Raw genomic sequence first — 22,665 nt, forward strand, 5'->3', positions numbered from 1 at the left:
AGGCGACTTTGATCCGTAACAGGATGGGACTTTTTGCGACTGCATCTCTCGCGGTTGTAATTTTCGCGGGCGCAGCACATGCGCAGGGTTCTCAGACCACCACTATCGAAGAACTGGTGGTCACCGCCGAAAAGCGGGAACAAAGCCTGCAGGACGTGCCGGTCGCCATTTCGGCGTTCACCAGCAAGCAGCGTGACCTGGTCGGGATCAGCTCGATCCAGGACCTGACGAACTTCACGCCGGGCTTCGTCTACCAGTCGGCCAACGACCGCGCGAGCATGCGCGGCATCGGTCGTCTGACCAACGTTCACTCCGTGGACGGCGCGGTGTCGATCTATATCGACGGCCTGTTCACGACCTCGACGGTTCTGGCCGGCGGCCCGCCGCTGGAAACCGACCGGGTGGAAATCCTGCGCGGCCCGCAGGGCACGCTGTACGGCCGTAACGCCATCGGCGGCACGGTCAACGTGATCAGCGCGCGCCCGACCGACACGCCCTATGCGGAAGTTCGCGCGATCGCCGAGAACTTCGGCTTCACGAACCTGCAATTCGCGGCGTCCGGCCCGCTGGCGGAAGGCCTGCAGGTCCGCTTCTCCGGGTACAAGCTCGATCAGCGCGATGGCTATTACAGCAACATCAGCCCTGGCATGCCCACCGAGGGCAGCAAGCGCAACGAATATGAGATGCAGTTCCAGGTCAAAGCCCAGCTCGGCGAAAACGCCGATCTGTGGATGAACTACAAGACCCTGGAATGGAACAACCGTGGTGGTCCCGGCGCCCGCGCCGGCTATCTGAACGGCCCGTACGACACCGGCCTGCTCGATCAGAACTACACCGTGGTCTATAACTCGGCTCACGGTTATTCGACGGCGACGGGCGCCAATGGCATCGTCCCGGGCAGCCTGGTGCAGTTCAACGGCGTCACCACGACCACCAACCCGGCGCTGCAGGACCCGCACAAGTTCAACACGAACACGCCGCAGCACGTCACCCTGACGGATGTGCACTCGTTCACGGCGAACTTCGCCTACCACATGCCGACCTTCGACATTAAGTACATCGGCGGTCTGCAGAACTATAAGTACGACCTGACGGGCGACACTGACGCCACCAGCGTCAAGTCGTACCAGATCCCGCTGGCGGCCGGTTCGGTCTGCGGCACCGTCCATACGCTCTATGGCTTCGGCGCTTCGACCGTCGACTGTAACCCGCTGACGGTGAACGGCGACAACACCTACCACTATTTCGAGTACCCGACCTGGTACAGCCACGAAATCAACATTGCGTCGACCGACGACGGTCCGGTGCAATGGATCGCCGGCGTGTACTACTATAACGAAAAGTACTCGGGCACCGGCTCCACCGCCGACTTCTTCCTGAACGGCGCGTCTTCGCTGCAGACGCCGATTCTCGGCGCCGCGCCGAACCCGGAAGGCACCTGGTCGACGGGTCACTACTCCCTGACCACCGAGAGCAAGGCCGTCTTCGGTCAGGTCGACTGGAAGGCCACCGACACTCTGAAGATCACCGCCGGTCTGCGCTACACCAAGGACCACAAGTTCGGCACCGAATATCGCCGGATCGTCTGTAACTCCGACGTCTGCTACTCCGGTCTCTATCCGGCCATCGGTCTGTCGGGCTTCGGTCCCGGCACGGCGGCCAACTGGGGCAGCCTGCTCGGCAACCTCGCGGCCCTGCCCGCGGTCGGCAAGGCCTTTGGTCTCGGCAACGCGCTGGCCCCGCTCGGCGGCCTCGGCAACGGCGGCATGGACCTGACCGACACCTTGGGTCCGAAGACGAGCGTGGCCGTGAAGGGCGTCACCAGCCCGGTGGTCTGCACCGGCACCACCTGCCGGCAGTACACGATCGATCCGGCCACCGGCGTCGCCGCCCGTAACCTGGGCGACACCTCGGACGCCGTGACCGGCACCATCGGCCTGCAGTGGGACCCGAGCGAAGGCACGATGGGCTACGCCCGCTACAGCCGCGGCTACAAGGCCTTCGGTCTGTCGGCTGGTGGTCTGCTCAGCAAGCCTGAAGCCGATCCCGAGTTCGTCAATTCCTACGAAATCGGCTTCAAGACCAACATCGGCCGCACGCTGCAGCTGAACGCCGCGATCTACTATCTCGACTATCGCGATCTGCAGGCCCCGGTGACGGTGCGCGTTGGCCCGACCAACGTGACCCAGTTCGTCAACGTGGCGAAGTCGCGGTCGGACGGTCTGGAACTGGATGCGATCTGGCAACCGATCGCGCCCCTGCGCCTGACCCTCGACTACGCCTACAACGACACCCGGATCCTCAAGGGTGACACGTTCGTGGACGTGAACGACAACGTGAACACCGGACCGGTCAGCATCGTCGGCAACAGCCTGCCTCAGGCGCCGAAGACCAAGATCGCCGTCAACGGCAGCTACTCGTTCTTCATGGAGCCCGGCACCCTGACCCTGAGCGCGAGCTACATCTATCGCGACAAGGCCTATGCCAACATCTTCTCCAAGGCCTGGAACGAAGCTCCGTCGTGGGACCAGATCGACCTTCGCGCTCACTGGGCGCCGAAGGGCAACAAGTACACGGTCATCGCCTATGTGAAGAACGTGGCTGACACCGAAGGCTATGACGCCGCCGTGGTCGCCTCGAACCGTAACCCGGGCGCCTTCCTGAACGGCGGTCAGAACCTCGAACTGACCCCGCCGCGCACCTACGGCGTCGAATTCCAGTATCGGTTCTTCTGATCCTGAGGCCCGCCTCCGCCGCCTTGCGCGGCGGGGGCGGCGCCCTTCTGCCGACCGCCCTTGCGTTGCTGCCTCCTGCAGACCGATCGCCGGATACGGCGACGGCGAGGGCCAGACTGCGCCCCGACGGAGCGCATAGTTCGCGTACGTCTAGTATTCCTCAACTACGACCTTACGGGCGCGCCGGTCTCCGACGCGCCCGATTTTCGTGTCCCGCCAGGTCGGTCGAGCGGGCTTGTGTCAAAACCGTAAGATCAAAATCGTTGACGGGTAGGAAGGCCTCCCGCACGCTGGAGCCCAACGAGATCGGCGCGAACCCTTCGGGGATCACGGCGCCGCACGCCCCGGGGACGAAGCCGAATGACGCCAAAATCCGCGCCTGACTTGGCGGCGCTCGTTCCGGGATCCCTCGCTACACCCACCGCCATCGCCCCGCGCCGCTGATCCTCGCCGGCGCATCCTTCGTCACGCCTGAAATCATACCGAATATTCGAAATCGATCCTCATGAACCAAGCCGCCTCTCCCCCGCCGAAGTCCGCCCGCCTGGGGTTCGGCGCCAAGTCGCTCTATGGCGTCGGGTCGATCGCCTTCGGGGTGTCGACGCTGGGCCTGTCGTCCTCGGTGCTGCAGCCCTACCTCAATCGCGTGATCGGCCTGCCGGCCCTATGGGTCGGAACGGCGATCATGCTGACCCTGATGCTCGACGCGGTGATCGACCCGGTCATCGGCCACATCTCCGACAAGCTGCGCACGCGCTGGGGCCGGCGCCACCCCCTGATGTATCTCTCCGTCCCGCTGGTGGCGGTCGCCTGCTACGCCTTCTGGAACACGCCGGCGGAATGGGGCCCGGCGCGGGCCGGGCCGATGCTGATCGTGCTCCTGATGCTGCTGCGGCTGGCGATCAGCCTCTATGAGGTGCCCAGCCAGGCGCTCGCGCCGGAACTCGCACCCGACTACAACGACCGGACCAGCCTGTTCAGCTACCGGTTCTTCTTCGGGGTGGTGGGCGGCCTGAGCATGAACGTCTTGCTCTACCGGGTGTTTCTCAGCCCCGAAAACGGCGGCATCCTCAGCCGCCAGGGCTATGGCGCCTATGGCCTGGTCGCCGGCCTGGTCATGGCCTTCACCATCTTCCTGTCCTCGATCGGCACCCATCGCCATATCAAGACCCTGGTCCAGCCCCCGGTCCGCAAGGTTCCCACCGCCCAGGTGGCGCGCGAGGTGTGGGGCACGATCACCAATCCCTCCCTGGTGGTGGTCATGGTCTCGGGGCTCTGCTCCGGGGTCTCGATGGGGCTGTCCAGCGCGCTCAGCCAGTATTTCTATGTCGAGATGTGGGGCATGGACTCCAAGGGCGTCTCCCTGATCGGCCTGGCCGGCGTGGCGGCCTCCCTGTTCGGCGTCGCGCTGGCGGCGCCGTCCTCGGCCCTGCTCGGCAAGAAGCGCGCGATGCTCACCCTGTTCTCCATCTCGGTGATCACCACGGCCCTGCCCCAGTCCCTGCGGCTCCTGGGCCTCGCCCCCGCCAACGGCACGCCCTGGCTCATCCCCTTCCTGGTCGCCGACTTCTTCATCGCCACGACGCTCGCCATCACCGGCTTCATCATCATCTCCTCGATGATCGCCGACGTGGTCGAGGACGCGGCCGTGAAGACCGGCGTGCGCTCCGAAGGCCTGCTGTTCGCCGCCAACGGCCTGCTCAACAAGTTCACCTCGGGGATCGGGGTGTTCCTGTCGGGCGTGCTGCTGACCGTGGTCGCCTTTCCCACCCATGCCGCCCCCGGCTCGGTGAGCCCGGAGATCATGCGGCACCTGTCGCTGCTCTATCTGCCGGTCACGGCCGGGATGAGCGCGCTGTCGGTGGCGGTGCTGGCCTTCTACCGGATCGATCGCCAGACCCATGAGAACAACCTGGCCACCCTGGCCCAGGCCGCGGCGCTCGCCGAGCGCGGCGAGGAGGTCGAGGCCCGGTCCATGGTCGCCGGCCCCGGCGGACTTGACTGAGACCCGCCCCGCCATCCCGCGCCCCATCAGGAACTGACCCCGTGACCGACGCTGTTTCGCCGACCGCCCGCCGCCTGAGCGTGCCGACCAAGTTCTTCTACGGCTTCGGTTCGGTCGCCTTCGGGGTGAAGGACAGCGGCTTCTCCTATTTCCTGCTGATCTTCTACAATCAGGTCATGGGGCTGCCGGCCCAGACCGTCGGGCTGGCGATCATGGTCGCCCTGTTCGCCGACGCCTTCCTCGATCCCATCGTCGGCCAGATCTCGGACAATTCCCGCTCGCGCTGGGGACGGCGCCACCCGTTCATGTACGCCGCGGCGATCCCCGTCGCGGTGTCCTATCTGCTCCTGTGGAATCCGCCGCGCGGTCTCGATCACCAGGGGCTGTTCTATTATCTGATCGCCACCGCGATCCTGATCCGCAGCTTCATCACCTGCTACGAGATCCCGTCCTCGGCCTTGGCCGCGGAGCTCACCACCGAATATGACGAGCGCACCAAGCTCCTGTCCTACCGCTTCCTGTTCGGCTGGATCGGCGGGCTGATCATGTATTTCGCGGCGCTCAAGGTCTTCCTGAAGCCGGACGCGCTGCACAAGGTCGGCCAGCTCAATCCCCTGGGCTATTCCCACTACGGCCTGGCCTCGGCCCTGCTGATGCTGGTCGCGATCCTGATCTCGGCGGCCGGCACGCACAGCCAGATCCCCTATCTGCGCGAGGCGCCGCATCGCAAGCTGACCCTGGCCAGCTGGGCCGCGAGATGCTGGGCACCCTGGCGCACGCCTCGTTCCTGCGGGTGCTGGCCGGCAGCCTCTGCACCGCCATGGCCGGGGGCCTGGTGCTGTCGATCTCGCTCTATATGACCACCTTCTTCTGGGAGTTCTCCTCGGCCCAGATCGCCCTGTTCACGTTCTCCAGCCTGACCGCGGCGGCGGTCGCCTTCGTCGCAGCGCCGATCCTGTCGAAGCGCTGGGGCAAGAAGAGCGCCTCCATGGTGCTGATCGCCAGCGCCCTGGTGATCGGCTCGACCCCGATTTCGCTGCGGCTGCTCGGCGTGTTCCCGGCCAATCACACGCCCTTGGTCTTCCCGATCATCTTCATCCAGAACATCATCTCGACCAGCTTCTCGATCACCGCCGGCATCCTGATGAATTCGATGATCGCCGACGTGGTCGAGGATTCCGAGCTGCGCACCGGCCACCGGTCGGAGGGCCTGTTCTTCGCCGCCTCGGCCTTCGTGGCCAAGGCCGTGTCGGGGATCGGCATCTTCGCCTCCAGCATGATGCTGGCGCTCGCCCACTTCCCCCAGCACGCCAAGCCCGGCGAGGTGCCGCAGGACATCATCCATAATCTTGGCGTGATCTATGTGCCGACCCTGGCGGTGCTCTATGTCCTGGCGATCGTGGCGGTGTCCGGGTACCGCATCACCCGCGAGAGCCACGCGGAGTCCCTGCGCCAGCTCGCCGCCGCGGCCGACCTGGCCCAGGAGGGCGAGCCAGCTTCGTCCGAGGGCCGCCTCGGCTGATCAGCGGCTGAAGACGCCCATCAGCAGGGGGCGGGCGAAGATCGCCGGCGCGGCCTTCTGGGTCACGCCCTGGACCCAGAAGCCGAGCTCGGCGCCCGCGTTCAGGGTGGCGTTCAGCATCTGGGCGGCGATGGCCGGATCCACCGGCCGGATCGAGCCCTCGGCGATGCCGTCGGAGATCATCGAGGCGAAGCGGTCCGACACCCGGTTGGAGTGGGCCACCTGTTCCTCGCGGATCGCCTCGGGCAGGGCCGACAGGGCCGAGGTGCGCAGCAGGGGCCCATATTCCGACAGCTGATATTCCGTGATCGCCGCCGCCGCGCTGGACAGCCGAATCCACTGGTTCTGGGGCAGGGCCATGGCCAGGCGCTGCACCCGGCGCATGACCTCGAAGGTGCGGTCGAAGCAGGCGACCACCAGGTCGTCCTTGGCGTCGTGGTGGTGATAGAACGAGCCCTTGGTCACGTTCAGCTCGGCGGAGATCTTGTCGACCGAGGCGCCCTTGTAGCCACGGGCGTTGATCAGCCGGGTCGCCGCCAGCAGGAAGGTCTCGCGGCCGTTCTCTTGGCCCTCGCTGGCCGCCAGCTCGGCCAGCGGCATGGGGGTCGGCGCCCACTCCGCCCCCGGCGCCGCGAAGCCGCCGATCAGGATGTCGTACATCCGCTCGCAGATCCGCGGATAATCCTCGGGGTCGTACTTGGGCAGCCAGGCGGCGGCCCAGAACAGCTGCTCCAGCAGCATGTGGGTCCGTGCCGTGCGGCGGCCCCGTCCCAGCCAGGCGAGGTCGGGCGATTCGAACAGGCCGCGCACCTTGCGGAAGCCGGCCATGAAGGCCTCGGTGACCTGGGCCCGCTGCGGATTGTTCAGCGCCCGGACGTCGGCCAGGGAGGCCAGGGCCGCGGCCTCGCCAACGGCCACCTGGCGCAGGCGCTCGAGCCGCAGCTCCAGCAGCCGGCGCAGCCGCTCGGGCGGGGTGGGCAGGGTCATGGCCTCGTCGGCGGCGGCGCACAGCCAGTCGACCCCGCGCATCAGGCAGGCGGCGGCGAGGTCGTCCTTGCGCTTGAAATAATAGGTGACGCTGGTGGTCGAGAGGCCGACGGCGGCGGCGGCGACGCCCAGGGTCAGGCCCTTGACGCCCTCGCGGTTCAGGATCGCGGTGGCGGCGTCGAGGATCGCTTCGCGCTTCTTCTCGAAGCGGTCGGTCGACCGGGCGCTGCTCCGCTCTGACATCTCGTCTCCACCCCCGCCGGGCCCGTGGCCGCAGACATGACTATCTCTATCGGACCTGCCCGGTTCGCGCCAAGGCGAAGTGCCGCGGTCAGCCTGCGGCGAAGGGGTAGGGCGATATCGACTTGGTGAAGTCGTCGACCGTCAGGGTGCGGTTGATGGGCTCCGCCGCCCGCTGGGGACAGGCCGGGCGCTCGCAGATCCGGCAGGCCGGGCCGATGGCGGTGGCCACGGGGTCCTTCAGGTCGAGCCCGCGGGAATAGACCAGGCGCTCGGCGTATTTCAGCTCGCAGCCCAGGCCGACGGCGAGTTCGGAATCGTCGCCGGCATATGGGGTGGCGATGCGGCTCACGGTCCGGGACAGGGTGAAGTAGCGCTGGCCGTCGGGCGTCTCCACGACCTGGGTGATGATCCGGCCCGGCGTGCGGAAGCTGGTGTGGATGTTCCAGCGCGGACAGGCGCCGCCGAACCGCGAGAAGGGAAAGGCCGAGCCGGCGAACCGCTTGGAGATGTTGCCGGCCGAGTCCACCCGGACCATGAAGAAGGGCACCCCGCGGGCGCCGGGGCGGGCCAGGGTGGTCAGGCGGTGGCAGGCCTGTTCGAAGCTCACCCCGAACCGGGCGCGGACCAGCTCGATGTCGTAGTTGGTCCGTTCGGCGGCCTCGTGAAAGGCGCCATAGGGCATCAGGATGGCGGCGGCCAGATAGTTGACCAGGCTGACCTTGGCGAGGTTCCGGGTCGGCTGGTCCGGCGCCCCGGCCCGATCCGCCATGGCGTCCAGCAGCGGCCCGTATTCGAGCATGGCCAGCTGGTAGGCGAGGGAGAAGGATCGCCCCGCGCTGGTCAGCACCTCGGACAGGAACAGCCGCTTGCGGTGGTGGTCATAGCGGCGGACCGATTCCGGCAGGACGTCCAGCGGCACCACCCGCACCTGGATGCCATGGCGTCCGGCCAGGCGCTCGCGGGCGGCGGCGGCGAATTCCTGGGGCTGAGGGGCCAGCGCCGCGGCCAGGGCGTCGGCGGCGTCCTCCAGCTCCGGGAAATGGTTCTTCTGGGCCTGGATATAGTCGCGCACCCAGTCGGAGGGGATCACGGCGGGGCCGCCGCCGGCGCCTTCCTCCGGCCGGCTGATGGCGCCGAGGTCGGTCAGGCGGCGCTGATCCAGATAGGCGCGATAGAGCCGGACGATCGCCTCGGAGACGCCGGGTGCGCTCTCGGCCACCTCGGCCACCTCGTGCCGCGCCAGGCCCAGATCGCGGAACATCTGGTCGGAGAACACCTCCGTCAGGCCGGTCGCATTGGCCGATTCCGGATCGGCGTTGAGGCTCTTGAGGTCGAGGTCATAGGCCTCCGCCAGGCGAAGCAGCACCTGGGCGGTGACGGGGCGCTGGTTGCGCTCCAGAAGGTTCAGATAGCTGGGCGAGACCCCCAGATCCTCGGCCATGCGCGTCTGGGTCAGGCCCAGCTCGCGGCGCATGCGCTTCATGCGCGCGCCGAGGAACAGCTTGCGGTCGGACGGAGGCATGGCCATGTTGTCGCGTTGTCACAAGTTTACAAATTTGACAAGGTGTGACTGTGACATTCCCGCCTTTTCACGGCGCGCGCGGGCTTCGCACCCGGCCGGCCGGCGGCTACAGGGCTCTGGCAGCCTGCCGCACCGCACAATCGGCGTTGCGGCAGGGTTCGGATTTCGGAACGGCCGGCGGTCTCACCGCCAGCCCGACCGGGGAGCAAAAGGCCATGACCAAGGAACGGTACTGGGTTGTCGGCGGCGTCTACCGCGACATGGCGTTCAGCGCCCTGAGGGACGGCGTCCCCCAGGCGATGGGCCCGTTCGAGACGCGCGACGAGGCGACCGCCGTGTGGCGCAAGGTGTCCCAGGAGACCAAGGGCGCCACCGCACGGTTCTCGATCGCCGCAGAGCGACTCGTCCTGCCGGCCTGACCTTTCGCCCGGATGTCTCTCCTGGCCCGCCTCGAGCTGATGCTTGGGGCGGGCCTTTTTTTCGGCCCTACTTGCGGACCCAGCCCCCGCCATTGGGCTTGTAGAACTCGCCCGGCTTCAGCTTGGCGCTGATCACGCTGTTGAAGGCGGCCGCGCCGGCGGCCTCGGGGGTCACGCCGTTCTTGGCCGCGGCCTGGGCGTAGACCTGGGCCCGGCCGGCGTTGATCTCGGCCACGGCGGCTTTCACCGCGGCGTCGGCGGATCCCGTCACCAGGCCGAGAAATCCGTCGGCCTGTTCGCCGACCAGACCCTGGGCCTTGGCGGCGTCGACGGCGATCTTGGCCGAGGCGGTGTCGGCATGGGCGGCGCCGGCGATCAGGGTTCCGGCCACGGCCGCCACGGCGGGCAGCCATCCATTCGCGCGCATCATCATGGTCATGGCTCCTAGAACAGGTCCGGATTCTTCTGGATCAGCGCCTTGACGTCGTCGTCCAGGCGCAGGCGGACGTCGGCGTCCAGCTTGGCGTAGATGGTGATCGGCTTCACATCCACATGCAGGGTGGGGGCGCAGGCGCAGAGCGCCAGGGCGCCCATCACCCCGCCCAGGGCCAGGGGGTTGGATCGAAGCATGGGTCGGTCTCCACGTCTTGAGGTCGGAAGGTGGCGGGTCACGGCTGAACCGGGCGTGAACCGCGCAGGCGCTGGTAGTCGGCGAGGTCGCCCAAGAGCTGATCCAGGTTGACCGAGGTGTCCAGGGTCAAGTCGACCTTTGTGCCGGAAGGCAGGGGCAGGGACCGGGTGATCTTGCGGGTCAGGACCTCGCGGGCGGTCAGCTTGATCTCGGCCTTCTTGGGCGGATCATGCTCGCCCTTGATATGGAAGATCACGCCGAGGCGGCCGCCGGGGCGCGAGGCGACCTCGGCGGTGAGCGCGTCGAAGGAGAGGTTCTCCATCGCCTGATAGACGAAGTCCGAATAGGGGTCGGCGCTCGCCACGGCGGTCTCCGCCGCCGCCGCGACCGGGGCCTTGGGATCAACCGCCGGCGCGCCGCCCGCGCCCTGAACGCCGGTCAGGGCTTCGCGGCGGATGGAGATGCGGCCGGGCGTGACCGCGTGCAACTCGCCGCCCTCGATCCGCACGCCCTGGGGCGTCATGGCGAAGGGGATGCGGCCGCTGACCTTGGCCTTGAGGTCCATGCGGTCGGCGAAGGGCGAGGCCTCCACCAGGTCCGACAGCTCGACCTTGTCCAGGGTCACGGCCGCGCGCCAGGTTCCGCCAGCGAAGGGAATCTCGAAGGGCTCGACCGTGACCTGGCCGCCGCTGAGGCCGAAGCCGGCCGCGGCCACCTGCACGGCGTCATGGTCCAGGCCGAAGGTCACCCGGGCGTGGGTCAGGGGGGTGAGGGCCGCCACGGCGTCGGCCTCGAGGCTCTGGCCGGGCGCCGCCACGAGGGGGACGAGGCTGGTGAAGACGATCCGGCCCTTCAGGCCGCTGACGGCGCCCGCCGGGCTCATGAAATCGAGACGGCTCACCTCGAGCTCGCCGCCGCTGGTCGATCCGCCGGTCGTCCAGTCCACATGGCCCTGGAAGCGGGCCGATCCCTCGGCGGGATCTCCGATCATCGCGGCCTTGGGCGACAGGGCCGACGGCTGCAGCCCCTTGGGGGCGAAGGCGAGCACGCCGGTGTCGAGGCTCAGTCCGCCGGCGCCGGTGCGCCCGTCATGGACCAGTCGCGCCTGGGCCAGGGCGCGGCCGGCCGGATCGGTTAGGGCGAAGTCGCCCGTCCAGTCGCGGTTCGCCAGCCGCGCGCGGCCCCGCGCCAACAGCGGATTGAAGCGGCGGTCTGGGGCTGTGTCGGTCAGCCGGACGCTTCGGATGTCGGCGGACAGGGCCAGGTCGCCCCGCGTGCTGGCCAGGCTGATCGGTCCGTCCGCCTCGCTGGCGGCGAGCTGCAGGAAGGGAACCTGGGCCTTGAGGCCGTGCGCCGCGCCCTGCGCCCGCCACCCGCCATGGCCGAATTGGAAGAGCGGCCCCGCGGTCGGGCACAGCTGTCCGCCGATATCGGCGACGTCGTTCGCGCCGAGCTCCAGGCGCGCGGCGCCCAGCTGCGCGCAACGCTCCGCATTGAAGGTCAGGACGCCGCCGGCCAGCCGCACCGCCCCGGAGGCTGCGACCTCGCCCGCCGCCACGGGGCCGAGGGATCCCTTGGCCTTGAGGTCGGCCTGGCCGGTGAAGGCGCCGTCGGCGATGCGGTAGCGGGCGAGGGCGAGGTCGGCCTGGGGCAGGCCGCCGCCGGACAGCGTCAGCCGCAATCCGCCCGCGCCCCGATCATAGAGCGGTCCGCCGAGCCGCGTCAGCTGGCCCTGGCCGCCGGAGGCGGTGCTGATCGTCATCGGTCGGGGCAGGTCGACACTGAGGCCCGCAGGCCCGCCGCGGACCGCCAGGGCAGGGGCCTCCACAGCGAAAGCCGCGAGCGCTCTCTTGAGGCCGGCGTCGCCAGGGCTGTCGCTGGCCTTCACGACACCGAGTCCGGTCCAGGCGCCGCGGGTGGCGGCCCGGCCGGTGAGGTCCAGGCTCAGGCCCCGACCGTCGGCCGCCGCCTGTCCGGTCAACTGGGCGCCCAGGCGGGTGAGGCTGAGGTCGGTCTGGGACAGGCGCTGGGCGCCCAGGGTGATGTGGACTCGTCCGCGGACCTGGTCGCCGCCCTGTCGGGTCCAGGCGACCTCGGTCGCCTGCAGGCTGGCGCTCGGCGCCGCCAGGCGGGTCGCGCCCACCTCCGCCTGGGCGGCCTGCAGGGCGCCGTCGACCACGCCGGTCAGGGTGAGATCCTGGCCCCATCCGGCGGCCTGGCCGCGGAAGGTGGTGGTCTGGACGAGATCGCGAGCGGCGGCCTCGCCGAAGCCGGCCCGGGATGCGCGGGTCTCCAGGGTGGCGATCACCTCGCCCTTCAGCCGGCGGGCCTTGAGGTCGGGATAGGGGATCTGGCCGGTCAGCCGGAGGTTCGCCGCCGAGACCGTGCCTGCGCCCGCGCCTTGGCGCAGCTCGCCCTGGGCGATCTGACCGGCGAAGGCGACGGCCAGCAGATCGGCGTGGCGGATCAGGTGCAGTTCGGCCGGGCCGCTGCGCACCGACAGGCCGTTCCCGGCCAGGCGCGCCGGCGCGAGGCTGATGTCGAGGCGGTCCAGCCGGCCGTCCTGGATCTGGCCGTCGGCGACGGCGTCGAGCCGGCCCTGGTCAGTGTCCAGTCGCAGGCGGGCGCCGCGGATCTCGATGTCGGGGATCGGGGAATTGGGATCGGGCGGCCGCTTGCGCAGACTGGCGATCAACGGATCGAGGGCGCCCAGGCTGAGGCGCCCATCATGCCAGCGGGCCTTCAGGGTGGGGCGCACCAGCCTGATCGAGGTGACCCGCGCGCCGAAGCGGTCGCCGGTCCAGAAGCCCAGCAGGTCGTAGCGGATCTCGACCGACTCGGCGGTGAAGTCGGGGTCGTTTGCGGGGCCGACCCGCAGGGCGCCGGTGAAGCCGCCGGGGTCGAAGGCCTGGAAGGCGATCTGGGACTCGACGCCCTGGGCCCTCAGCCAGCTGGACACCGCGTCGCGCGCCAGGCTGCGCCGGGCCGCATAGACGCCCAACGCGCCGGCGGTCGCCACGACCAGGGTGACGGTCAGGGCGATGCGCCAGGGGCGTCTGGGGGCCGGCTTCGGCGAACGGGGCGTGGCGTCAGTCAAACGGAATCCGCTTCGGAGCAGTCGTCTCAGGCATAGCCCAAAACCCTCCGAAGCGGTGATGTTCCCGTCCCATGGCGGTTTAGAGGCCGCCCCTAGAGTCCGCCAGGGGTCGCGTAGGCCACGCCGCCGTCGACGGCGATGGTGTCGCCGACCACATAGTCGCCGGCGCGGCTGGCCAGGAAGATCGCGGTCCCGGCCATGTCCTCGTCCGTGCCGATGCGGCGCGAGGGGATGCGCTTGGCGATCTCGTCGCCATGGTCGCGGGCGACGCGGTTCATCTCGGAGGCGAAGGCCCCCGGCGCGATGCCGGTCATGACAATGTTGTCGGCAATCAGGGTCGCGGCCATCCGGCGGGTCAGATAGATCAGGCCCGACTTGGAGGCGTGGTAGGAATAGGTCTCCTGCGGATTGAGGCGGATGCCGTCGATCGAGCAGATGTTGATGACCTTGGACGGCTTCTCATGGGTCCCGGCGGCGGCGAGCGCCCCATGCAGGGCCTGGGTCAGGAAGAAGGGCGACTTCAGGTTCAGGTCCATGACCTTGTCCCAGCCGCTTTCCGGGAACTCGTCGAAGGGCGCGCCCCAGGCGGCGCCGGCGTTGTTGACCAGGATGTCCAGCTTGGGCTCGGCGGCGATCATCCGTGCGGCGAGCGCCTTGCAGCCTTCGACCGTCGAGATGTCCTGCGGCATGGAGATGCAGTTGGGGCCGAGCTCGGCGGCGGTCTCGTCGCAGGCGCCGGGCTTGCGCGAGGAGATGTAGACCTTGGCGCCCTGGTCGATGAAACCCTTGGCGATCATCTTGCCGATCCCGCGGGAACCGCCGGTCACCAGGGCCGTGCGGCCCTCCAGAGAGAACAGATTGAGGGCCATGGGCGCATCCTTCCTTGACGTTATGGAAGGCTCCATAGACCGCCTGCCGGACGCCGCAAAGCCTTCGCACATTTGACTCGCGCGAGCGCGAGCGGCCCTATAACAAGCGTTTGAATCAAGGGTCGCCAGGATCGCGAGCGCCCCGCTAGCCATTTCAATCGAGGATGCGCCGCATGACCGCCATCAACCCGGTGACCGACCTTTCGCTCGACGGCGAAATCGCCGTCATCACCCTCAATTCCCCGCCGGTGAACGCGCTCTCCGCCAATGTGCGCGAGGGCCTGTTCGAAGGCTTCAAGGCCGCGATCGCCGATCCGGCCGCCAAGGCCATCGTGCTGATCTGCGAGGGCCGCACCTTCATCGCCGGCGCCGACATCACCGAGTTCGGCGGCGCCTCCAAGGGCCCCGGCCTGCACGAGGTGCAGGACATGATGGAGAATTCGCCCAAGCCGGTGGTCGCCGCGATCCACGGCACCGTGCTCGGCGGCGGTCTGGAAGTCGCGCTCTGCGCCCACTTCCGCGTCGCGGTCCCCTCGGCCAAGTTCGGCCTGCCGGAAGTGAACCTGGGCCTCCTGCCCGGCGCCGGCGGCACCCAGCGCCTGCCCCGCGTGGTCGGCCCCGAGCGCGCGCTCGAAATGATGACCAGCGGCCGCCACGTGCCGGCCAAGGAAGCCCTGGCCGGCGGCCTGGCCGATGAACTGGTCGAGGAAGGCAAGCTGAAGGACGGCGCGCTCGCCTTCGCCCGCAAGGTGGTGGCCGAGGGCCGCAAGCTGACCCGCATCCGCGACCAGAACGAAAAGGTCGAGGCCGCCCGCGGCAAGCCCGAGATCTTCGCCGATTTCCGCAAGGCCAATGCGCGGAAGTTCCGCGGCTTCCTGGCTCCGGAATACAACATCCAGACCATCGAGGCGGCGGTGAACCTGCCCTTCGACGAGGGGCTGGCCGTCGAGCGCAAGCTGTTCATGGAGCTGATGACCGGCTCGCAGTCGGCCGCCCAGCGCTATTCCTTCTTCGCCGAGCGCACCGCCCAGAAGATCCCGGACGTGCCGGACGACACCGCCCTGATCCCGATCAAGAAGGTCGGCATCATCGGCGCCGGCACCATGGGCGGCGGCATCGCCATGAACTTCGCCAATGCCGGCATCCCCGTGGTGATCGTCGAGCAGAAGCAGGAGCCGCTGGACCGCGGTCTCGCCACCATCCGCAAGAACTATGAGCGCACGGCCTCGCGCGGCGGCATCACCGCCGCCCAGGTCGAAGAGCGCTGCGGCCTGATCACCGGGTCGCTGTCCATGGAAGACAGCTTCAAGGACGTCGACCTCGTCATCGAGGCGGTGTTCGAGCGCATGGATATCAAGAAGGACATCTTCGAAAAGCTCGACGCCATCTGCAAGCCGGGCGCGATCCTGGCCACCAACACCTCGGGCCTGAACATCGACGAGATCGCCTCGGTGACCAAGCGCCCCGAGAGCGTCATCGGCCTGCACTTCTTCTCGCCGGCCAATGTCATGAAGCTGCTCGAGATCGTCCGCGCCGATCACACCTCCAAGGAAGTGATCGCCACCTCGATGAAGCTCGCCAAGCAGATCGGCAAGGTCGCGGTTCTGGTCGGCGTCTGCCCCGGCTTCGTCGGCAACCGCATCCTGGGCGCCCGCCAGCGCGAGGCCCAGAAGCTGGTCATGGAAGGGGCGATGCCCTGGGACATCGACCGCGTGCTCTACGACTTCGGCTTCCCCATGGGCCCGTTCGCCATGAGCGACCTGGCCGGCCTCGACATCGGCTGGGTGAAGGAAAAGTCGAACGGCGAGTCGATCCGCGACGTGCTGTGCGAAATGGATCGCCGCGGCCAGAAGACCGGCGCCGGCTATTACGACTATGACGAGGCCCGCAACGCCAAGCCCTCGCCGGTCACCGAGAAGATCATCAACGACTTCATCGTCAAGTCGGGCGCCAATCCGCGCAAGATCTCCGACGAGGAGATCCTGGAGCGCTGCATCTATCCGATGATCAACGAGGGCCTGAAGATCCTCGAAGAGAAGAAGGCCATCCGCGCCTCCGACATCGATGTGGTCTGGCAGAACGGCTACGGCTGGCCGGTCTATCGCGGCGGCCCGATGTTCTATGGCGACCTGATCGGGCCCGAGAAGGTGCTCGCCAAGATGCAGGAGTTCCAGGCCAAGATGGGCGACCAGTTCAAGCCGGCCGCCCTGCTGGAAAAGGTCGTCGCCGAAGGCAAGAAGTTCGGCCAACTCTAAGTTTCGAAACGCCGCCCGGATGGTGATCCTCCGGGCGGTTTTTTCGGTCCCTATGCTCCCCTTACGTCAAGGGGCGCGCCTCCCCAACCTCAAGAGGAAGTCCAGACCATGCGGGAAGCCGTCATCGTTTCCACCGCGCGTACGCCGATCGGCAAGGCCTATCGCGGCGCGTTCAACAACACCTCGGGCGCCGAGCTCGCCGGCCACGCGATCGCCCAAGCCGTCGCCCGCGCCGGCGTGGATCCGGGCGAAATCGACGACGTGGTGATGGGCGCCGCCCTGCAGCAGGGTTCGACCGGCAACAACATCGCCCGCCAGGCCGCCCTGCGCGCCGGCCTGCCGAACACCGTCTCGGGCATGACGCTCGACCGCCAGTGCTCCTCGGGCCTGATGGGCATCGCCACGGCCGCCAAGTACATCATCAATGACGGCGCCACGGTCGCGGTCGGCGGCGGTCTGGAATCCATCAGCCTGGTCCAGAACGACAAGATGAACCGCTATCGCACCAGCGATAAGTGGCTGAACGAGCACGTTCCGGAAATCCACACCTCGATGATCGAGACCGCCGAGATCGTGGCCGAGCGTTATGGCGTCAGCCGCGAATATCAGGACGAGTACGCCTTCCAGTCCCAGCAACGCACCGCCGCGGCCCAGGCCGCCGGCGTGTTCAACGCCGAGATCGCGCCGCTCACCTCGATCATGATGGTGCAGAACAAGGAGACCGGCGAGTTCTCCGAAAAGGAAGTCACCCTGACCCAGGACGAGGGCAACCGTCCCTCCACCACCCTGGCCGACCTGCAGAAGCTGGCCCCGGTGTTCAAGGGCGGCATCTTCGTCAAGGAAGGCAAGTACGTCACCGCCGGCAACGCCTCGCAGCTGTCCGACGGCGCCGCCGCCGTGGTGCTGATGGAGCGCAAGGAAGCCGAGCGTCGCGGCCTGACCCCGCTGGGCGCCTACCGCGGCATGGCCGTGGCCGGCTGCGGCCCGGAAGAAATGGGCATCGGCCCGGTGTTCGCGATCCCCAAGCTGCTGGAGCGCAACGGCCTGAAGATCGACGACATCGACATGTGGGAGCTGAACGAGGCCTTCGCCTCGCAGTGCCTCTACTGCCGTGACAAGCTCGGCATCGACCCGGCCAAGTACAACATCTCGGGCGGCGCCATCTCGATCGGCCACCCCTATGGCATGACCGGCGCCCGCGCGACCGGCCATATCCTCCACGAGGGCAAGCGCCGCGGGTACAAGTACGGCGTCGTCACCATGTGCGTCGGCGGCGGCATGGGCGCCGCCGGTCTGTTCGAAATCTTCTAAACGATTTCGTTCAGGACTAAACTATCGGGAGGGGCCGTCCGCAGGGGCGGCCCCTTTTCGTTGCGGGCGGCTCTGCGGAGAGCCGCGGGGCGTAACATTCGCCGACCGCTGTTACGTCCATTCCGATTGTCAAATCCTCCGGGCCCGGCCTAGCTTGCGCCCCTGATTTTACGGGAGCGGGGCGGATGTTGCGGAAAGTGTTGATGGCGGGCGCGGGCCTGTCCCTGGTGGCGAGCCTGGCGTTCGCGGCGGAACCCGAGGGACCGGCGCCGAGCGCCAAGAAGCCCGAGGCGAGCGCCTCTGCGGACACCGCCCTGTTCAGCCCGGAGAGCGTCGGCAGCGACGGCTCGGTCACGGTGGGCGGCCAGACCATCGACTATCATGCGGTCGCCGGCACCCTGATCGTCCACCCCAAGGGCTGGTACGACGCGGCCAAGGCCAAGGGGGACGGGGCCGACAAGTCCAATCCCGAGGCCGAGGCCTCGATGTTCTATGTGGCCTATTTCAAGAAGGCGCGCCCTCGGCCGAGCGGCCGATCACCTTCGTCTATAATGGTGGCCCCGGCTCCTCGACCATGTGGCTGCACATGGGCGCCTTCGGGCCCCGCCGGGTGATCACCGCCGACAATGGCGAGCATACGCCCGCCGCCCCCTACCAGCTGACCAACAACGCCTACAGCCTGATGGACGTCAGCGACCTGGTCTTCATCGACGCGCCGGGGGCGGGCTTCTCGCGCATCGCCGGCAAGGACAAGGAAAAGGCCTTCTGGGGCGTCGACGCCGACGCCTACGCCTTCACCCAGTTCATCACCGGCTTCCTGTCGCAGTACGGGCGCTGGAACTCGCCCAAGTACCTGTTCGGCGAAAGCTACGGCACGCCCCGCTCGGCGGTGGTGATCAACAATCTGGAGACCGGCCAGAGCGTCGACTTCAACGGGGTGATCCTGCTGTCCCAGATCCTCAACTTCGCGCTCAGCGTCGACGGGATTGAGAACAACCCGGGCAGCGACGAGGGCTATATCACCGCCCTGCCGACCTATGCCGCGACGGCCTGGTATCGGAAGCTGGTCGGCCCCGATCGCCCCGCCGACCTCAAGGTGTTCCTGAAGGAGGTCGAGCATTTCGCCACGACCGAATACGCCACCGCGCTGCTGGCCGGCGCCGAGCTGGAGCCGGCGCGCCGCCAGGCGATCGCCGAGAAGCTCGCCCACTATACCGGCCTGCCGGTCGACTATGTGCTGCGCGCCGATCTGCGCATCACCGGCGGCATGTTCGAAAAGACCCTGCAGGCCAAGGACGGCCTGACCACCGGTCGCCTCGACAGCCGCTTCTCGGGCCCCGACATGGATCCGCTGAGCAAGGAGGCCGACTATGATCCGCAGTCGGCGGCGCTCAGCTCAGCCTATGTCACGGCCTTCAACGACTATGCGCGGCGCACCCTGGGCTATGGCCAGGGCAAGATCTTCAAGCCCTCGGTCAATGTCTTCCGCTTCTGGGACAACGCCCACGTGCCGCCGGGCGCCGGCTACACGCCCCGGGCCATGCTCAATGTGATGCCCGACCTGGCCTCGGCCATGAAGTACAATCCGAGCCTGAAGGTGCTGCTGCTGGGTGGCTATTACGATCTCGCCACCCCCTATTTCCAGGGCTGGTACGAGATGCACCACCTGCAGATCCCGGCCAGCCTGCAGGCCAATATTTCCTACAGCTACTATGAATCCGGCCACATGGTTTACGCCCATGAGGCCTCGATGAAGGCCCTGCACGACGACGTGGCGGCCTTCATCTCCAAGACCGACAACGTCCAGGCCAAGCCCGCCCGGCGCTAGAACCTTCCCATTGTGAACCGCCGCGCTCCTCCCTAACCTCCGGTGCAACCAGAGATCCCGGGGAGGGGCGCATGGCGAACGAGGGCAAGGGCCGCAATGACGGTCTGATCATCGGCGCGGCTTCGGCCGGCACGGTGTTCGAATGGTACGACTTCTACCTGTACGGCTCGTTGGCGAGCTTCATCACCGGGCACTTCTTTTCCGGGGTGAACGAGACCACCGGCTATATCTTCGCCCTGCTGGCCTTCGCCGCCGGCTTCGCGGTCCGGCCCTTCGGGGCCCTGGTGTTCGGCCGTCTGGGGGACCTCTGGGGCCGCAAGAACACCTTCCTGGTCACCATGCTGCTGATGGGGCTGTCGACCTTCACGGTCGGCCTGCTGCCCGACTACAAGCAGATCGGGGTCGCGGCGCCGATCGCGCTCGTGGTCATGCGCCTGATCCAGGGCCTGGCGCTCGGCGGCGAATATGGCGGGGCGGCGACCTATGTCGCCGAGCATGCGCCGGAGGGAAAGCGCGGCCTCTACACCAGCTGGATTCAGACCACGGCGACGCTGGGCCTGTTCCTGTCGCTGATCGTCATCATCGTGGTGCGCACCCAGCTGGGCGAAGACGCCTTCAAGGCCTGGGCCTGGCGCGTGCCGTTCCTGGTCTCGCTGGTCCTGCTGCTGGTGTCCCTGTGGATCCGCCTGAAGCTCCATGAGAGCCCGGTGTTCCAGAAGATGGTCGACGAGGGCACGTCGTCCAAGGCGCCGCTCACCGAGAGCTTCGCGCGCTGGCCCAATCTCAAGCTGGTGATCCTGGCGCTGGTGGGGCTCACCGCCGGCCAGGCGGTGGTCTGGTACACGGGCCAGTTCTACGCCCTGTTCTTCCTGGAGAAGACGCTGCGGGTCGATGGCGTGCTCACCAATGAGCTGGTCGCCGCCGCCCTTTTGATCGGCACGCCCTTCTTCGTGATCTTCGGATGGCTGTCGGACAAGATCGGCCGCAAACCGATCATCCTGCTGGGCTGCCTGCTCGCGGCCCTGACCTATTTCCCGATCTTCAAGGCGCTGACCGTCGCCGCCAATCCCGCGCTGGCCGCCGCCACGGCGAGCGCGCCGGTGACCGTGGTCGCCAATCCGGCCGACTGCTCGTTCCAGTTCGACCCCGTCGGCAAGAAGTCCTTCGCCTCGTCCTGCGACATCGCCAAGTCGGCGCTCGCCGGCGCCGGCGTCTCCTACGCCAATCGCTCGGCCCCGGCCGGAACCCCGGCCCAGGTGCTGGTCGGCGACGCGACCGTGCCGGGCCTGGAGGGCCGGGCGCTGGACAAGAAGGCGCTGACCGCCGCCAAGACCGCCTGGACCAAGTCCCTGACCAAGGTCCTCTCCGACCATGGCTATCCGGCCAAGGCCGACCCCGCGCGGATCGAAAAGGTCAAGGTGGTGGGGCTGCTGTTCCTGCTCGTGCTCTATGTGACCATGGTCTATGGCCCGGTCGCCGCGGCGCTGGTGGAGATGTTCCCGGCCAAGATCCGCTACACCTCGATGTCGCTGCCCTATCACGTCGGCAACGGCTGGTTCGGCGGCTTCCTGCCCACCACCGCCTTCGCCATGGTGGCGGCGACAGGCAACATCTATTTCGGGCTCTGGTATCCGATCGTGGTCGCCGTGGTCACGGTGGTGATCGGCGGCCTGTTCATCCGCGAAATGCGCGGGGCGTCGATCGACTAGAGCGCGTCAGGGCTAAGTGGAAGCCGGTTAGCCCGCCCGACGCGCTCTAAACATATGAAGTAGAGCCTTTTTGCTCGGTTCAGGTGAGTCCACCTGAACCGAAAAGGCTCTAGGGCCTGGCGACCAGCCCATAGGCGAACAGGTCGGCGGTCTCGTCGGCGATCTGGCGCGGGGTGAGCGGATAGGCGTCGGGCAGCCACTTGGGCAGCCACAGGAAGATGCCGGCCGCCACCTCGCCGGCGAAGGCCGTGTCGCAGGCGCGGACCGACCCGTCCGCCACCCCCTGGCGCAGGCTGCGGGCCGACACCCGCCTCAGCCGCAGGGAGGCGCGGGAGAAGGTCGATCGGTCGGGCTCTGGCAGGGTCAGGCGACCGGGCTGGGGCATCAGGGGCGAGAGCGGTCCCGCCTGGGCCTGGACGTTCAGGTGCAGGCACAGGATGGCCTTCTCGAAGCCGTCCCGGCCGCGCGCGGTGGCCGTGTCCATGAACACGTCATAGAGCTCGAACGCCCGGCGGTAGCAGCGCACCACCAGGTCGGCCTTGTCGTCGAAATAGTGATAGACCGCGCCCTTCGTCGCCCCGACCATGGCGCTGATCTCGTCCAGGGACGCGCCATCGATGCCGCGCCGGTTGAACAGCCGCGAGGCTGCGGCGATCAGCTGGGTGATCTTGATCTCGTTGGTCTGGCGCCGGTCGAAGGCGTTGAACGGCTTGGCGGTCAGGGCCTCCACATCGATGTCGCAGAGCGAGCCCGCGGGCCGCCGATCGTCGGCGGCGAAACCGTGCAGCGCCAGGTCGATGGTCGCGGTGATCATGCGCCGCCGCGCCGCGCGGCCGTCGCGATAGCCCAGCCAGTCGGCCGACAGCCGGGCCCAGGAGATCATGCCGATCAGGGACTGGGCGGCGATCTCGGTGTCGCAGGGGCGGAAGACCCCTTCGCTGACGCCCCGGGCGATCTGGGCCCGCAAGGCGGCGACATTGCGCTGATGCTGGTCTCGGATCAGGCCGCGCTGAGGTTCGGGCAGGAAGTCGATGTCGCTCAGCACGGTCTGGGCGGGACGGTCGAAGGCCAGCTGGCTCTCGATGAACAGGGTCAGGCGCGCCGCCGGATCGGCCCCCTGCTCCTCGGCCGCGACCAGGTCGTCGGTCATGGTCTCGCAGGCCCGCTGATAGGCGCGGAACACCAGATCGGCCCGGTCGGCGACGTAATAGTACAGGGCGTTGCGCGACAGCCCGACCTTCTCCGCGATGTCGTTCAGGACGATCGCCCCGGCCCCGACCGCATTGATCTGTCGCGCCGCCTCTTCCAGCAGCAGATCGCGCCGCGCGGCCCGCTTGCGCGCGGGCTTGGCGTGCACGGGCCTGGCGGCGGGGTCTGGCTTGTCCGGGTCGAGCGACATCGCATCCGTCTTAGCGGCGGTCCGGTCAGGACGCCATTCTTCGCCGCCAAATACAACAGACCTACGCGAGTGTCGAAAAACTTGACGGCCCGAACTGGTCGTGTCGTTATCATCCCAAACTTTAGCGTCGAAA

General features: G+C 67.9%; 17 protein-coding genes. 10 read left to right on the forward strand and 7 right to left on the reverse strand.

Annotation, left to right across the window (positions count from 1 at the left end):
* Window positions 1-116: 116 nt before the first annotated feature.
* The 4 genes from MQH10_RS19015 (at window position 117) to MQH10_RS26545 (ending at window position 6,262) form a co-directional block, all read left to right on the forward strand.
* Window positions 117-2,735 (forward strand): TonB-dependent receptor, encoded by a 2,619-nt coding sequence (locus tag MQH10_RS19015; protein WP_242565572.1) that lies wholly within the window; start codon window positions 117-119, stop codon window positions 2,733-2,735.
* Between the two features lie 505 nt (window positions 2,736-3,240).
* Window positions 3,241-4,740 (forward strand): MFS transporter, encoded by a 1,500-nt coding sequence (locus MQH10_RS19020; RefSeq protein WP_242565573.1) that lies wholly within the window; start codon window positions 3,241-3,243, stop codon window positions 4,738-4,740.
* Window positions 4,741-4,781: 41 nt separating this feature from the next.
* Entirely contained in the window at window positions 4,782-5,600 is an 819-nt protein-coding gene (locus MQH10_RS26540; protein ID WP_336605127.1) for an MFS transporter, read from the forward strand.
* On the forward strand, window positions 5,498-6,262 hold the full coding sequence (locus MQH10_RS26545; protein ID WP_272887030.1) for an MFS transporter: 765 nt from the start codon (window positions 5,498-5,500) through the stop codon (window positions 6,260-6,262). Before MQH10_RS26540 ends, MQH10_RS26545 begins: the two co-directional genes overlap by 103 nt.
* On the opposite strand, the gene MQH10_RS19030 is transcribed toward MQH10_RS26545, so the two are convergent.
* Window positions 6,263-7,492 (reverse strand): TetR/AcrR family transcriptional regulator, encoded by a 1,230-nt coding sequence (locus MQH10_RS19030; protein WP_242565574.1) that lies wholly within the window; start codon window positions 7,490-7,492, stop codon window positions 6,263-6,265.
* Between the two features lie 88 nt (window positions 7,493-7,580).
* Window positions 7,581-9,020, reverse strand: coding sequence for a helix-turn-helix domain-containing protein (locus MQH10_RS19035; protein WP_242565575.1), 1,440 nt, complete (start codon window positions 9,018-9,020; stop codon window positions 7,581-7,583).
* A gap of 209 nt (window positions 9,021-9,229) precedes the next feature.
* Between MQH10_RS19035 and MQH10_RS19040 the strand changes: the two genes are divergently transcribed.
* Window positions 9,230-9,433, forward strand: coding sequence for a DUF4170 domain-containing protein (locus MQH10_RS19040; protein ID WP_242565576.1), 204 nt, complete (start codon window positions 9,230-9,232; stop codon window positions 9,431-9,433).
* Window positions 9,434-9,500: 67 nt separating this feature from the next.
* Here the strand turns inward: MQH10_RS19040 and MQH10_RS19045 are convergent, their stop codons facing one another.
* The 4 genes from MQH10_RS19045 to MQH10_RS19060 all read right to left on the reverse strand — a co-directional run bounded on the left by MQH10_RS19045 (window position 9,501) and on the right by MQH10_RS19060 (window position 14,030).
* Window positions 9,501-9,863 carry a YdbL family probable chaperone protein gene (locus MQH10_RS19045; protein WP_242565603.1) on the reverse strand — a complete coding sequence of 121 codons (363 nt, stop codon included), beginning with the start codon at window positions 9,861-9,863 and terminating at the stop codon, window positions 9,501-9,503.
* Window positions 9,864-9,877: 14 nt separating this feature from the next.
* Window positions 9,878-10,063 (reverse strand): YnbE family lipoprotein, encoded by a 186-nt coding sequence (locus tag MQH10_RS19050; RefSeq protein WP_242565577.1) that lies wholly within the window; start codon window positions 10,061-10,063, stop codon window positions 9,878-9,880.
* 38 nt (window positions 10,064-10,101) lie between these two features.
* Window positions 10,102-13,161, reverse strand: coding sequence for an intermembrane phospholipid transport protein YdbH family protein (locus MQH10_RS19055; protein WP_242565578.1), 3,060 nt, complete (start codon window positions 13,159-13,161; stop codon window positions 10,102-10,104).
* A gap of 92 nt (window positions 13,162-13,253) precedes the next feature.
* Window positions 13,254-14,030 carry an SDR family oxidoreductase gene (locus MQH10_RS19060; RefSeq protein WP_242565579.1) on the reverse strand — a complete coding sequence of 259 codons (777 nt, stop codon included), beginning with the start codon at window positions 14,028-14,030 and terminating at the stop codon, window positions 13,254-13,256.
* A gap of 173 nt (window positions 14,031-14,203) precedes the next feature.
* Here MQH10_RS19060 and MQH10_RS19065 point away from each other — a divergent pair, with 173 nt between their 5' ends.
* The 5 genes from MQH10_RS19065 (at window position 14,204) to MQH10_RS19085 (ending at window position 21,133) form a co-directional block, all read left to right on the forward strand.
* Entirely contained in the window at window positions 14,204-16,285 is a 2,082-nt protein-coding gene (locus MQH10_RS19065) for a 3-hydroxyacyl-CoA dehydrogenase NAD-binding domain-containing protein (RefSeq protein WP_242565580.1), read from the forward strand.
* Between the two features lie 108 nt (window positions 16,286-16,393).
* Window positions 16,394-17,596: an acetyl-CoA C-acyltransferase gene (locus MQH10_RS19070; RefSeq protein WP_242565581.1), complete on the forward strand. Its 1,203-nt coding sequence runs from the start codon at window positions 16,394-16,396 to the stop codon at window positions 17,594-17,596.
* Between the two features lie 185 nt (window positions 17,597-17,781).
* Entirely contained in the window at window positions 17,782-18,210 is a 429-nt protein-coding gene (locus MQH10_RS19075; RefSeq protein WP_242565582.1) for a hypothetical protein, read from the forward strand.
* A complete protein-coding gene (locus MQH10_RS19080) occupies window positions 18,171-19,424 on the forward strand; it encodes a S10 family peptidase (RefSeq protein WP_242565583.1) in 1,254 nt (417 codons plus the stop codon). Before MQH10_RS19075 ends, MQH10_RS19080 begins: the two co-directional genes overlap by 40 nt.
* A 71-nt stretch (window positions 19,425-19,495) precedes the next feature.
* The gene (locus MQH10_RS19085) at window positions 19,496-21,133 is read left to right on the forward strand and encodes an MFS transporter (RefSeq protein ID WP_242565584.1); all 1,638 of its coding nucleotides are present in this window, start codon (window positions 19,496-19,498) and stop codon (window positions 21,131-21,133) included.
* Between the two features lie 109 nt (window positions 21,134-21,242).
* On the opposite strand, the gene MQH10_RS19090 is transcribed toward MQH10_RS19085, so the two are convergent.
* On the reverse strand, window positions 21,243-22,532 hold the full coding sequence (locus MQH10_RS19090; protein ID WP_242565585.1) for a TetR family transcriptional regulator: 1,290 nt from the start codon (window positions 22,530-22,532) through the stop codon (window positions 21,243-21,245).
* Between the last annotated feature and the right edge of the window lie 133 nt (window positions 22,533-22,665).

Source organism: Phenylobacterium aquaticum (assembly GCF_022695515.1).
Classification (GTDB): domain Bacteria; phylum Pseudomonadota; class Alphaproteobacteria; order Caulobacterales; family Caulobacteraceae; genus Phenylobacterium; species Phenylobacterium aquaticum.

What these genes read in the sequence shown, in the direction of transcription:
- MQH10_RS19020 (WP_242565573.1), top strand. Translation starts at nt 3,241, where the DNA reads ATGAACCAAGCCGCCTCTCCCCCGCCGAAGTCCGCCCGCCTGGGGTTC.
- MQH10_RS26545 (WP_272887030.1), top strand. Translation starts at nt 5,498, where the DNA reads ATGCTGGGCACCCTGGCGCACGCCTCGTTCCTGCGGGTGCTGGCCGGC.
- MQH10_RS19030 (WP_242565574.1), bottom strand. Translation starts at nt 7,492, where the DNA reads ATGTCAGAGCGGAGCAGCGCCCGGTCGACCGACCGCTTCGAGAAGAAG.
- MQH10_RS19035 (WP_242565575.1), bottom strand. Translation starts at nt 9,020, where the DNA reads ATGGCCATGCCTCCGTCCGACCGCAAGCTGTTCCTCGGCGCGCGCATG.
- MQH10_RS19040 (WP_242565576.1), top strand. Translation starts at nt 9,230, where the DNA reads ATGACCAAGGAACGGTACTGGGTTGTCGGCGGCGTCTACCGCGACATG.
- MQH10_RS19045 (WP_242565603.1), bottom strand. Translation starts at nt 9,863, where the DNA reads ATGATGCGCGCGAATGGATGGCTGCCCGCCGTGGCGGCCGTGGCCGGA.
- MQH10_RS19050 (WP_242565577.1), bottom strand. Translation starts at nt 10,063, where the DNA reads ATGCTTCGATCCAACCCCCTGGCCCTGGGCGGGGTGATGGGCGCCCTG.
- MQH10_RS19060 (WP_242565579.1), bottom strand. Translation starts at nt 14,030, where the DNA reads ATGGCCCTCAATCTGTTCTCTCTGGAGGGCCGCACGGCCCTGGTGACC.
- MQH10_RS19065 (WP_242565580.1), top strand. Translation starts at nt 14,204, where the DNA reads ATGACCGCCATCAACCCGGTGACCGACCTTTCGCTCGACGGCGAAATC.
- MQH10_RS19070 (WP_242565581.1), top strand. Translation starts at nt 16,394, where the DNA reads ATGCGGGAAGCCGTCATCGTTTCCACCGCGCGTACGCCGATCGGCAAG.
- MQH10_RS19075 (WP_242565582.1), top strand. Translation starts at nt 17,782, where the DNA reads ATGTTGCGGAAAGTGTTGATGGCGGGCGCGGGCCTGTCCCTGGTGGCG.
- MQH10_RS19080 (WP_242565583.1), top strand. Translation starts at nt 18,171, where the DNA reads ATGTGGCTGCACATGGGCGCCTTCGGGCCCCGCCGGGTGATCACCGCC.
- MQH10_RS19085 (WP_242565584.1), top strand. Translation starts at nt 19,496, where the DNA reads ATGGCGAACGAGGGCAAGGGCCGCAATGACGGTCTGATCATCGGCGCG.
- MQH10_RS19090 (WP_242565585.1), bottom strand. Translation starts at nt 22,532, where the DNA reads ATGTCGCTCGACCCGGACAAGCCAGACCCCGCCGCCAGGCCCGTGCAC.